This window comes from Agrobacterium sp. ST15.16.024, assembly GCF_027956545.1.
In the GTDB taxonomy this organism is placed as follows: Bacteria; Pseudomonadota; Alphaproteobacteria; order Rhizobiales; family Rhizobiaceae; genus Agrobacterium; species Agrobacterium cucumeris.
This window is the reverse complement of the sequence record NZ_JAQKGO010000005.1, coordinates 45,784-57,372: the sequence shown is the minus strand read 5'-3', so window position 1 is coordinate 57,372 and position 11,589 is coordinate 45,784. Positions and strand designations below refer to the sequence as shown.

Sequence of the window (11,589 nt, the reverse complement as noted above, 5' to 3'; positions counted from 1 at the left end):
CGGCGGCGCATCACCGACGCTTATGACAGATGCTCAATCCCGGCACCCGTCGTACGCAGCAGCTTTTCCACCATGGCAAGCAGGGAATTTAGCGGCCGGTCATCGCGGTAAAAGGGAACGTCTGCGCGAACACGCCGGTAGAGGGCGTGGGTACCGGGCGCCATGCCGGCGTCTCCCGGCTGCATGTCATAAGCCTGCGCCACACACATGATCTCGATTGAAAGAATCGTTTCCAGATTGGCGATGATGGAAAGCGCCTTGTCGGCCGCCGGCGTGGCGTGAGTGAGAATATCCTCCTGCAAGGCAGAGGTAATGCCTCCATCCAGACTGGCGGGCGCAGCCAGCCGCCGGTTTTCCGCCACCAGCGCCGCTGCCGTATATTGAATGATCATGAAACCGGAGCAGACACCGCTGCCTTCCGCCAGAAAAGCCGGCAGGCCGCTGACCAGCGGATTGACGAGACGGTCGATCCGGCGCTCCGCAATGCTTGCCAGTTCTGCAGCGGCTACGGCCAGACCATCCATGGCAAGCCCCAATGCCGCGCCAACCGCATGGGCCTGCGAATGCACCTGCGGCATATCAGGCGAACCGGTAACGACGGGATTGTCCGTAACACTTGCCAGTTCGCGATTCACCACTTCGCCGATCTGAGCGACGCTGTCACGGATCGCACCATGGATTTGCGGCACGGCGCGAAGACTGAGCGGATCCTGCGTGCGCGATCCCGCCGAGCGCGCCAAGAGGGGACTATCCGCCAGCAGACGGCGGAGATTGTTCCCAACGGCCTGAAGCCCAGGAGATGTGCGCAGAGCAAGCGGCGCTGCCGAAAAAGGATCGGATTGCGCGCCCAGATTTTCATAGCTCATTGCCGCCGCCGCATCTGCCCAGTCCAGCAGATTTTCCATTTGCGACAGCGCCAGGCAGGCAAGTCCGGTGGCACAGGGCGTTCCGTTGACGAGGCTCAGCCCTTCCTTGGCCAGAGGCACAAGCGGAGAGAGACCGACAGCCCCCAGCGCCTGCCGGCCGGAAAGCCTTTCACTATCACGCACCGCTTCGCCTTCGCCGATCAATACCAGCCCGATTGCCGCAGCATGGGTGAGATATCCGACCGAACCGCGTGAGGGAATGACGGGCAAAACATCCGCATTCAAAAGGGCCAGCAGCGCCTCGACGGTTTCCACACGGATGCCGGAAAAACCATGGGCGAAATTGACGATCTGCGCGGCCATGATCGCACGTGTCTGCTCCCGCCCCAACGGTTCTCCGACCCCGCAGGAATGGCTGAGCAGGATGTTTCGCGACAGTGCCTGTTGCCGATCCCTGTCCACGATCACATCGCACAGGGCACCGACACCGGTATTGATGCCATAGCCGCGCACGCCTTTCGACACCAGCGCCTCGACAATGTCACGCGCGGCGGCGATACGCTTCCACGCGGCATCTGCAAGCTGCAGTCGTGCACCTTTTGACACCATGGCAACATCCCGCCACGAGATGCCCTGATCGATGATAACGCTCTCAATCATGATGGGCGACCGCCGCACCCGTGCGGCGCTGCACGAAGCGGGCGACATAATCATTGGCGGGGCGATTGAGAATATCGTCCGGCGTTCCGACCTGCACCAGTTTCCCGTCCTTCAGAATCGCGATCTGCGCACCGATACGCAGCGCCTCATCAAGATCATGCGTGATGAAGACGATGGTTTTCGAGAGGTTCTTCTCCAGCTGCAGAAGCTGATCCTGCATATCGGCGCGGATCAGCGGATCGAGAGCGGAAAATGCCTCATCCATCAAGATAACGTCGGTATCGGCCGCGAGAGCCCGCGCAAGGCCGACACGCTGCTTCATGCCGCCGGAAAGCTGATGGGGCATCTTGTTTTCATAACCGGCAAGCCCGACGGTCTCGATCCATTGCATGCCGATCGGGTTTGCTTCCGCCTTCGAAAGCCCGCGCACACGCTGGCCATAAACGACATTCTGCATAACCGTGCGGTGTGGCATGAGGCCGAAATTCTGGAACACCATGCTGACACGGCGATTACGGAAATCCCGCAGGTCCTTGGCGTTGAGATCAAGCACATTGCTGCCGCCAACCAGGATTTCACCGCTCGTCGGTTCGATCAGGCGGTTGATATGGCGCACAAGCGTCGATTTTCCGGAACCCGAGAGCCCCATGATAACGAAGATGCGGCTGCCGGCAATATCGAGGCTGACATCGTCGAGGCCGACGCTGCAACCGGTCTTGGCCAATATTTCAGCCTTGTCGGCACCGTCCTTCGTCATGGCGAGCGCGGCTTTCCAGTTGCCACCGAAAATCTTGGAAACGTTACGGATTGCGATATCAGTCATCGCCGCGCTCCTTCCGGCTGGATTGGCCGAAGCCCTGCGTAATACGGTCGAGGACGATGGCGAGAATGACGATGCCCAGACCTGCCTCGAGACCCTTTCCGACATCCAGTGTCTGAATCCCGTTCAGGACCTGTTCGCCCAGACCACGCGCGCCGATCATCGAAGCGACCACCACCATGGAAAGAGCCATCATGATCGTCTGGTTCAAGCCGGCCATGATCGTGGGTGTGGCCAGCGGCAGTTCGACGCCGAACAGGATCTGCGACGGGCTGCTGCCGAAAGCGGTTGCCGCCTCCACCACTTCGCGATCCACCTGGCGGATGCCGAGATCGGTCAGGCGGATCAGCGGTGGTACGGCGTAGATGATGGTCGCGAGCACCGCCGGCACCTTGCCGAGGCCGAAAAGCATGATTGCCGGGATCAGATAAACGAAACTCGGCATCGTCTGCATGACGTCGAGGACAGGCAGCGTGATACGCCGCATGATTTGGCTCTTGGCGAGCCAGATGCCGACCGGAACACCGATGATGATGGAAATCAGGCTGGCGATGAGCATCAGCGCCAGCGTCTGCATCGTCAGGTCCCAAAGCCCGAGGGCGCCGACGATGAGCAACATGACCCCGACCATGACGACAAGCGAGATCTTGCGCGCGGCAAACCATGCGAGCACCAGGAAGGCAAGCAGGACCAGCCACCATGGCAGGCCGCGCAATATCCATTCCATGAACAGGATAACCTGCAGAATGGTCTGCGAAATAGCCTTGAAGACGAAGCCGTAATTGACCACCAGCGACTGGACGAAGTCATTGATCGGGCCACGAATGGAAATATGAAGAGATTCAGGAAACATCGGGTGGCGTCCTCGCACTTTGCCGTCTTCCGTCCCCGACGGTCACGGCTCTGACGGGAAAAGAGAAAAGCCGCATGCCAATCCGGCATGCGGCCCCGTGATTGCTACTTGATCGCGGCTTCGATACGGGTCTTGGCCTCTGGCGACACCCATGCGCCCCAGATGTCGCCCTTGGTCTTCAGGAAGCGCGTCGCTGCGGCCACGGCATCGGCCTTTTCGTCAACCATATAAGCGAGGCTGGAATTGACCTCTTCGAGCGGGAAGGTCGCCTTGCCGAGAATTTCGATGATATCCGGCGCGGCCTTGGCGAAGTCGCTGTTGACGCCATAGGCGACCTCAACCGCCGGGAAAGCACATCCCGCCTCCCGCTTGCCATCGGCGCTTGTCAGGTCCTTCCAGCAGGCTTCGGTGTAGGCCGGCTCGGAAAGCTGCACGAGCTTGTATTTGCCCATGATTGCGGTCGGGCTCCAGTAATAGAACAGCAGCGGCTCACCCTGAAGATAGGCGGCGCTGATCCCCGCATCCAGCGCTGTACCAGTGCCCGGGCGGAAGTTCACGTAGGTCGTGTCGAGCTTGTAGGCCTGAAGCTTGGCGGTATTGACACCCTCACAGGTCCAGCCCGAAGGGCAATTGAGAAAACGTCCCTTGGACGGCTCTTCAGGATCCTGAAAAAGGGCGGCGATCTTCGGATCGGAAAGCTGCTCGACACTTTTCAGGTCGGGGGCCTTTGCCTCTATGCCCTTTGTCGCGTCACCCTTGATCAGATATTCAGGAACGAACCAGCCTTCGGAAGCGCCGACGAAGGTCTTGCCGACCGAGGTAACCTGTCCTGCGGCAGCGGCCTTGTTCCAGACGTCAGACCGGCCGATCCATTCCTCGGCAAAAATCTGGACGTCGTTATTGGCCGTGGCCTGTTCCAGGGTCACCGAATTGCCGGGAATGGAATCGACCTTGCAATCATATCCCTTCGACAGGATGGCCTTCATGACTTCGGTGATGAAGGCGCCGCTTTCCCAGTCGATGCCAGCGAAAGTGACAGTCTTTCCCTCGCCGCAATAGCTGGCTGCATGGGCCGAGCCCAAGGGCAGCGCCGCAAACAGGGCCGTGGCGGCGAGCGCGAATTTAAATTTTGTATTCAACATCTTATTCCCCTTTTTGATTGATGGTTGGCATGTTGTCGGCACAAATTCATGCGGTGCCGGCGCAGGATCTCCCTGAAAATATAATGAAGGAATGTCGACCTTTCGCCCCGGTCAGCGGGACTGTTTGGCGTAGGTCCGATCCAGACACCTACCCCTGCCGGCAACAAAAATAGCTCTCCTTAAGTTCACTATACAACTTTACGAAATCGGCGTTGGTGGCGGAGAATGGCGGCAAGCAGGAAGGGCGATGAAAGAGCGCCTGGAGAACCGGCACCGCTCCAACCCTGAACGCGGCCAATCCAGCTGTCTCGCGCCGAAACATATGCGGCCGCCTGCAAACCAATAAAGCCGTAAACGGTTCATAACCACGCATTTACAGCCCTTTCTCCCGATATCGGCGAGCCAGACTGCATTCCCCTTTCGGAGCGGGTCGGCACGCAAACATCCTCACTTCAGCCACTTACGAGAAAAATGCGCCTGCAAAAGATCGACTTTCCAACTCCCGTCGATGTTTCACAAGTTGTATATGTAACTTTGCATGGTTTTAGAAGACAAGCAAGCGCAAAGATGATATTTTGCATGCGTCCGAAATGCTGGTTATATTTTAGGCAGCATGCCGATTTTCAGGGAGTTTAAATGCCGTCCGTGATCGAAAGCGACCTCGCAACATCCAGCGAGTATCCTTCTCTGCCGCTCTATGAGCGTGTGAAAACGCAAATCAAGGCAAAGATCGCAAGCGGCGAATGGCCCCTTCACCACCGGGTTCCTTCCGAGAATGAGATGGTGGAGATGCTGGGCGTCAGCCGGATGACGGCAAACCGTGCCCTGCGGGAGCTTGCGACCGAAGGTGTCATCGTGCGTGTTCAGGGACGCGGCTCATTCGTCGCATCGAAAAAGAGAAGCGCCGCGATGATGGGTGTGCGCAACATCGCCGACGAGATCAAGGAACGGGGCTCCTCCCACCAGGCCAGCCTGATCCTGGCGCAGACCGAAGTATGCGGTCCCGATCTTGCTTCCGCGCTGGAGATCGACGTTGGCGCTACGATTTTCCATTCGATCATCGTTCATCACGAAGACGACGTGCCGATCCAGCTGGAAGATCGTTTCGTGAATGCCGCAGTCGCCCCGGACTATCTGCGACAGGATTTCAGCTTGACGACGCCAAATGCCTATCTGACGGCATTGGCGCCAATTTCCCGGACCGAACAGTTCATCGAGGCAGCAGCGCCCCAGCCATGGGAATGCAAGTTGCTGGCGATCGGCCGTCACGAACCCTGCCTGCAGGTTCGGCGACGGACATGGTCTTCAAGCCGTGCGGTAACATCGGTACGGTTATTGTATCCCGGAAGCCGCTATCGACTCGAAAGTCAGGAATAAGGGCTCCCTATATGGCCATCGGCCAAAGGTCACAATCTGGCGTCTTCATCCAGGTGTGCACCATCACATCCAACCTCGCTGCGAGGAAATGGACAAGCCACTGATTATCTGAATTTTTTCGAGGATTTATCTATTCTCTCATCCGCGAATACCACAGAATTTACGGTTGTACTTTATACTGTATTTCATCCTGTAGTTTTCTAGGCCCCGTCGTTAAGGATTTATTAACCAAATCGAAGCGAGTATTAGATTATTCTAATTACCCGCTATTGGGGTGATCCTGCGTTGTGACCGAGGAAATCTGCAGCGCAGCCGCTTGGGGAGAGAGCATGAAGTTCGCAACATCAGGCTACCTATTATCACTTGTGGCGTTCGCCCTTGCGCCGTCATCAGGCATTGCGCAGGTCGCCACTTCAAACTTCACGGTACAGATCACCATTCAGGCGGCATGCCAGATCAACTCGGCCGGCAATCTGAATTTCGGCACCAATGGTGTCATCAGCAACAATATCGATGCGACCAGTCAGGTCGTCGTTCAATGCACCTCCAGCACACCCTTCAGCCTTGGCCTGAGCGCCGGCGCCGGTTCGGGCGCCACTGTCGCCAGTCGCCTGATGACGTCCCCGGCGGGTGCCACCATTGCATATTCACTTTATACGACTGCGGCACATACCACTGTGTGGGGCAACACCGTGGGGACGGATCGCCAGACAGGAACGGGAACCGGAGCGCCGCAAACATTCACGGTCTATGGGCGCGTACCTGCCCAGACGACACCTGCGGTCGGCGTCTATACCGATACGGTGACGGCCACGCTCAATTACTGATCGCCATAGGGAGGATCGCGCATGCGTCTTTTTACCTTAGCGGCTGCGTTTATTGCCGGTTTGAGTGTCTCACCTTCCCACGCCGCATCTTTGCGGGTTTCACCAGTCATTCTGGATTTAAGGGCGCCGGCGGCGGCGTCCAGCCTGCGCATATGGAATGATGCGAAAACGCCGATCAACGTTCAGGTCAGGATATTCCGCTGGACCCAGCAGAACGGCTCGGACGTCTACACCGCGGCGGAGGACGTCGTCGCCAGCCCGCCAATGACGCAGCTGAAACCGGGCGCCGAGAACCTTATCCGGATCGTCCGGCTTTCCAAAACACCCATCAGGGCGGAAGAGAGCTATCGCGTCATCGTGGATGAATTGCCCGCTGCGGGAAGACCCCAGTCCGGCACGGTCAGTCTGGTCGTTCGCCACTCCATCCCGGTTTTCTTTTCGCCCGCTTCCACAGGCGATGCCGAGCCGGTCTGGTCGATAACGCCACAGGGCAAAGGTTACAGGGTATCCGTTTCCAACAATGGTCAGAAACGGATACGGATCGCCAACCTGAAAGTTCTGGGTGGCAACGGGCAAGCAATTGCCCAGCAGCAGGGCCTGGTGGGCTATGTGCTTGGCAAATCCGGTGCAAGCTTTCTTGTCCCGGCAACCGGCAGCAAAAAAGCTGGTGGCACACTGAAGATTTCGGCTGAGAGCGAAGGCGGCCCCGTCAATGCGACGGCGCGCGTCAACGGCGGCTGACCTTGCCGTTTTGACGATTGCAGGTTTGACGATCTTTTCATCGAGCAGTTTATCCGTGGCGCAGGATTTGCCCCCTGCGACGCCGCCCACTTCTTTTGCTGCAAAAGAAGCCGGGCAATTGCAGCTCGAAGTCTACATCAATGATGTTTCAACGGAACTGATCGCCACATTTCGTCAAAACGACGCCGGGTCGCTTCTTATCGAACCGGAACAGCTGAAAAACATCGGGATTTCTCCGGTTGAAAGCGCGGCAGGCGATGATGGCTGGATCGATGTCTCCAGGCTGCCGGATGTGGTGACCCGTTATGATGAAAGCACGCAGTCGGTCCATTTCACCCTGCCCACGGCGGCTCGGGCGAGCAAGGTCATCGACGCATCCGGCAGGAGCGCTGAAGAGGAAGACGAGGATGTGCAGGACAAGGCCACTGGCGATTTTGGAGGTCTGGTGAACTACACGATCTACGGCTCGTCCGGCGGCAACAAATGGTCGGATCTGACCGATTTCAACGGTGTCTCCGCTCTTTTGGAAAGCCGGGTGTTTGGCCCGCTGGGCGTGCTGTCTTCGTCTCAGGTCCTGAGCACATCACGCCTGTCGCAATTCGACACCCAGCGCCTCGACACCACCTGGAGCTACTCCGATGAGGACAGCCTGACGACATACCGGGCCGGAGACCTGATCACCGGGGGGCTGAGCTGGACACGTCCAACGCGGTTGGGCGGCGTGCAGATCCGCCGAAACTTCGATCTGCGGCCGGATATCGTCACCATGCCGATGCCGGAATTCGCAGGCTCCGCTGCGGTGCCCTCCACCGTCGATGTCTATGTCAACAATATCCGCCGCCTGTCGCAGGATGTTCCAGAGGGACCATTCTCCATCGCCAATCTTCCGGTCATCAGCGGCGCGGGCAATGCAAGACTGGTAGTGCGGGATGCGCTGGGGCGTGAAACCGTGTCCGAAACGCCTTTTTACACCTCGCCGGATCTGCTCGCGAAGGGTCTCATCGATTTTTCGGCTGAGCTTGGCTTTGCCCGGCGCAATTACGGCACCTCGTCTTTCGATTATGATGACAGGCCACTCGGCTCGGCGACGGTGCGTTATGGATTGTCGGACGGGTTGACGCTGGAGGGCCACGCCGAAGGCGGCGAGGATTTCTACAATATCGGCTTCGGCGGCGTCTTCACGCTTGGAGCCCATGGACTGGCGGCGATTTCGGGCGCATCGAGCCGATTTGGCGCGGAAAGCGGTTATCAGCTTTCCGCAAATGTCGAAGCCGAATTGCTTGGAGTACGGTTAAACGCCCGCTCGCAACGGACGTTCGGCGACTATAACGATATGGCATCCGTTTCCGCCGATACATCAAAAGTCCGCACGATAGCCGGCCTGCTCAGTGCGCGGCCACCGCGCGCGCTCGACCAGATTTCCGTGTCCACGCAACTCGGCTTCGATGAGACGAGCCTTAACTTCTCCTACACACAGCTGGAAACCTTCGATGAAAGAAAATCCCGGCTGCTTGGCCTTTCCGCCACGCGGCCCTTCGGCGAAAACGGCAATATCTTCATCACCGCTTATAAGGACCTCGAGGACAGCAATTCCTATGGCATCTATGCCGGCCTCTCCTGGTCGTTCGGCGGCGGCGTCTCCGGTTCGGCCGGCATGTCCTCCGATGCGGACGGATATTCCATGACGGCGGAAGTCGGGAAATCCGAGGAACAGGCGGAAGGAAGTTATGGCTGGCGCCTGCGCGGTTCGATGGGCGGCAACGATATCGCCTCCGCCTCCGGCAGTTATCGCGGCAGCGTCGCGCGCGTGTCGGCCGGCGTCGATCAATTCAACCGCACGACACAGGCCTATGCCCAGATCGACGGATCAATAGCGCTGGCGGGCGGCGATGTCTTTATTGGAAACCGGATCGATGACGCCTTCGCCGTCGTGGATGCGGGCGCACCCGGTGTCGATATTCTGCTGGAAAACCGACCCATCGGCCAGACGAACCGACGCGGAAAGATACTGCTTCCGAACCTGCGGTCCTATGACGTCAACAACATCACGCTGGACCCCAGCAATCTTCCCGTCGATGCCCGCATCGACACGACAAAACAAACCGTCAAACCGACAGAGCGCGCCGGAGCAATCGTCAACTTCAAAGTGGAAACCGAGGGGCAGGTGGCGCTGGTGACGCTGAAGGATGAAAGCGGCCAGTTTATCGAAACCGGATCGACCGGCAAGATCGACGGTGAGCGTGACTTCATCGTCGGTTATGACGGACAGGCCTATCTCGATAATATCGGCGAAACACATCGGCTTTCCATCACACAACCCACAAAGGGAGAGTGCGAAGCGCAGATTACCGTCTCCTCTGCCGCCAAGACACGCGCCACCCTTGAAGCCACATGCAGGAGCGTTCAATGAAGGTTCTGACCCGCGCTGCCCTTGCCATCGCCGCTTTCCTGTCCGGGACACCGGTTCTGGCGCAAAGCTGCAGCTTCAGCATGTCGGACATGAGTTTCGGCTTCGTCAACCTTACAAGCGGCAGCGCCGTGGATACCACCGCCACATTGTCGGTGACTTGCTCCAACCCTTTGTCGCTGGCGCTTTCAATCCGCATCTGCCCCAACATCAACGCCGGTAGCGGCGGGCAATCGGGCGGCATCCGACGGATGCTGCAAGGTAGCAACGTCCTCAATTATCAGCTGTACCAGAACTCCGGGCGCACAACGCCATGGGGATCGGTCACCCAGCCCGCGCTTGGATCACCTCCGCCCATCGATATGGCGCTGCCCCTCCTTCTCAACAGCACAACCCGTACCGTTTACGGCAGGATTACCGCCGGTCAGGCCGCTGCCGCCCGTGGCCCCTATCTCTCCAGCTTTGCCGGTGCCGAGACCAGCTTCACCTACACCTCGTTTCTTTTATTGGCACCAAACTGCTCCGACATAACCCAGAACCCGACACAGGTGCCCTTCAATGTTACAGCTGCGGTCTCGCCGACCTGCATTGTCTCGGCCCAGAACATCAATTTCGGTAGTCATGGCGTTCTCAACACCGCAGTCGACGCAACGGGGGCCATCGGGCTCACCTGCACCAGCAACCTGAATTACAGCGTCGCGCTCAACGGCGGCCTGAGCAACAGCCCGCCGGCGTCGCGCCGGATGGTACTGGCTGGCGGATCGATAACCTATGGGCTCTATCGCGATGTCAACCGCACGAATGTCTGGGGAAGTGCGGCCGGCCAAATCACCACCGGCACTGGAACCGGCAGCCTACAGACACTGACCGTCTATGGTCGCGTTCCGGCGCAGAATACACCGGCACCGGGAGTTTACAGCGATACTGTCGTTGTGACGGTCAGTTACTGAGCGATGTATCCCGCCGTTTACCCATGCAGCGCCGCAGTAAGCCAGGCCGCCGCGCGGTCGATCGCCATTGTCCTTCGCGATTTGATCGGCAGGACAATGTTGTAGCGGGCGCCGGAAGGCATGCGGGTGTCATCAAAGGGCACCAGCGTCCCGTCGTCCAGGAAGGTCTTGACCAGAAGCCCCCAGCCAAGCGCCAGCCCCTGCCCTTCGCGCGCAGCAAAGATGGTTTCGGTATAGTGATTGAAGCGCAGCGTCGGCTTTATTTCGAACCTGACATCGAGGTTGGAAAGCCAGTGGCTCCATGAAAGCCATGACCTGTCCTCGACATCCGTTTCTATCAGATCATCCGACACGACCAAGGGTCCCGTCCCGCGTTTTTCCAGATAGGCGGGTGAACATACGAGCATGAGCATGTCGTCACGCGATGCGATGACAGTGCCGTCGTTAAACGGAGGAACACCGTATCGGATGGCTATGTCGATATCGCCGTCATCAAGATTGATACGCGCATCCTGCGAGACGACCCGGATCTGAATTCCGGGATTCTGCGCGCGGAAATCGGCAAGGCGCGGAAGCAGCCAGAAAGACGAGAACGCAACCGTCGCGCCGATAGTGACGACGTCTTTCGCCGATCCCTTGATGGCATCTATCGTCTCTGCGATGTTGACGAAGCTTTGCGCCAATGACGCTCCGAGAGCCTCGCAGGCAGCCGTGGGCTCGATCGCCCGGTGCTTGCGGATAAACATCGGTACGCCCAGCTCATCCTCCAGCAGGGCGATCTGTCTGCTGACCGCCGCTTGGGTAACGCCAAGTTCCCCGGCAGCCGCAGTGAAGCTTCTCCGGCGCAAAACCGCCTCAAGCATGATCAGCGCCGTCAGCGACGGCAGGCGTCTGCGAAACTGCATCATAGCCTCTTTGCATTACATTTCATTATGCCAGCGTAAGA

The 11,589-nt window shown here is 58.6% G+C and carries 10 protein-coding genes; 5 read left to right on the top strand and 5 right to left on the bottom strand.

Annotation, left to right across the window (positions count from 1 at the left end; all coding sequences use genetic code 11):
• Nucleotides 1–20: 20 nt before the first annotated feature.
• The 4 genes from PL640_RS16705 to PL640_RS16690 form a co-directional block, all read right to left on the bottom strand.
• Nucleotides 21–1,526 carry an HAL/PAL/TAL family ammonia-lyase gene (locus PL640_RS16705; protein ID WP_271362702.1) on the bottom strand — a complete coding sequence of 502 codons (1,506 nt, stop codon included), beginning with the start codon at nucleotides 1,524–1,526 and terminating at the stop codon, nucleotides 21–23.
• Nucleotides 1,519–2,349 (bottom strand): quaternary amine ABC transporter ATP-binding protein, encoded by an 831-nt coding sequence (locus tag PL640_RS16700; protein WP_149901305.1) that lies wholly within the window; start codon nucleotides 2,347–2,349, stop codon nucleotides 1,519–1,521. Before PL640_RS16700 ends, PL640_RS16705 begins: the two co-directional genes overlap by 8 nt.
• Nucleotides 2,342–3,199, bottom strand: a complete 858-nt coding sequence (locus tag PL640_RS16695) for an ABC transporter permease (protein WP_271362700.1) — start codon at nucleotides 3,197–3,199, stop codon at nucleotides 2,342–2,344. Before PL640_RS16695 ends, PL640_RS16700 begins: the two co-directional genes overlap by 8 nt.
• Nucleotides 3,200–3,303: 104 nt before the next feature.
• Nucleotides 3,304–4,341 carry an ABC transporter substrate-binding protein gene (locus PL640_RS16690; RefSeq protein WP_142842559.1) on the bottom strand — a complete coding sequence of 346 codons (1,038 nt, stop codon included), beginning with the start codon at nucleotides 4,339–4,341 and terminating at the stop codon, nucleotides 3,304–3,306.
• Nucleotides 4,342–4,977: 636 nt separating this feature from the next.
• Here PL640_RS16690 and hutC point away from each other — a divergent pair.
• From hutC to PL640_RS16665, 5 genes are all read left to right on the top strand, one after another.
• Nucleotides 4,978–5,718: a histidine utilization repressor gene (gene hutC / locus PL640_RS16685; protein WP_142842560.1), complete on the top strand. Its 741-nt coding sequence runs from the start codon at nucleotides 4,978–4,980 to the stop codon at nucleotides 5,716–5,718.
• Between the two features lie 329 nt (nucleotides 5,719–6,047).
• Nucleotides 6,048–6,545 (top strand): Csu type fimbrial protein, encoded by a 498-nt coding sequence (locus PL640_RS16680; RefSeq protein WP_271362699.1) that lies wholly within the window; start codon nucleotides 6,048–6,050, stop codon nucleotides 6,543–6,545.
• A gap of 21 nt (nucleotides 6,546–6,566) precedes the next feature.
• Nucleotides 6,567–7,286, top strand: a complete 720-nt coding sequence (locus PL640_RS16675) for a fimbrial biogenesis chaperone (RefSeq protein WP_142842562.1) — start codon at nucleotides 6,567–6,569, stop codon at nucleotides 7,284–7,286.
• The gene (locus PL640_RS16670) at nucleotides 7,258–9,696 is read left to right on the top strand and encodes a fimbria/pilus outer membrane usher protein (protein ID WP_405049209.1); all 2,439 of its coding nucleotides are present in this window, start codon (nucleotides 7,258–7,260) and stop codon (nucleotides 9,694–9,696) included. The genes PL640_RS16675 and PL640_RS16670 overlap by 29 nt, the downstream gene beginning before the upstream one ends.
• Nucleotides 9,693–10,643, top strand: coding sequence for a Csu type fimbrial protein (locus PL640_RS16665; RefSeq protein WP_271362697.1), 951 nt, complete (start codon nucleotides 9,693–9,695; stop codon nucleotides 10,641–10,643). The genes PL640_RS16670 and PL640_RS16665 overlap by 4 nt, the downstream gene beginning before the upstream one ends.
• A gap of 17 nt (nucleotides 10,644–10,660) precedes the next feature.
• Here PL640_RS16665 and PL640_RS16660 read toward each other — a convergent pair whose 3' ends face one another.
• Nucleotides 10,661–11,548, bottom strand: a complete 888-nt coding sequence (locus PL640_RS16660) for a LysR substrate-binding domain-containing protein (RefSeq protein WP_271362696.1) — start codon at nucleotides 11,546–11,548, stop codon at nucleotides 10,661–10,663.
• Nucleotides 11,549–11,589: the final 41 nt, after the last annotated feature.

What these genes read in the sequence shown, in the direction of transcription:
- PL640_RS16705 (WP_271362702.1), bottom strand. Translation starts at nt 1,526, where the DNA reads ATGATTGAGAGCGTTATCATCGATCAGGGCATCTCGTGGCGGGATGTT.
- PL640_RS16700 (WP_149901305.1), bottom strand. Translation starts at nt 2,349, where the DNA reads ATGACTGATATCGCAATCCGTAACGTTTCCAAGATTTTCGGTGGCAAC.
- PL640_RS16695 (WP_271362700.1), bottom strand. Translation starts at nt 3,199, where the DNA reads ATGTTTCCTGAATCTCTTCATATTTCCATTCGTGGCCCGATCAATGAC.
- PL640_RS16690 (WP_142842559.1), bottom strand. Translation starts at nt 4,341, where the DNA reads ATGTTGAATACAAAATTTAAATTCGCGCTCGCCGCCACGGCCCTGTTT.
- hutC (WP_142842560.1), top strand. Translation starts at nt 4,978, where the DNA reads ATGCCGTCCGTGATCGAAAGCGACCTCGCAACATCCAGCGAGTATCCT.
- PL640_RS16680 (WP_271362699.1), top strand. Translation starts at nt 6,048, where the DNA reads ATGAAGTTCGCAACATCAGGCTACCTATTATCACTTGTGGCGTTCGCC.
- PL640_RS16675 (WP_142842562.1), top strand. Translation starts at nt 6,567, where the DNA reads ATGCGTCTTTTTACCTTAGCGGCTGCGTTTATTGCCGGTTTGAGTGTC.
- PL640_RS16670 (WP_405049209.1), top strand. Translation starts at nt 7,258, where the DNA reads ATGCGACGGCGCGCGTCAACGGCGGCTGACCTTGCCGTTTTGACGATT.
- PL640_RS16665 (WP_271362697.1), top strand. Translation starts at nt 9,693, where the DNA reads ATGAAGGTTCTGACCCGCGCTGCCCTTGCCATCGCCGCTTTCCTGTCC.
- PL640_RS16660 (WP_271362696.1), bottom strand. Translation starts at nt 11,548, where the DNA reads ATGCAGTTTCGCAGACGCCTGCCGTCGCTGACGGCGCTGATCATGCTT.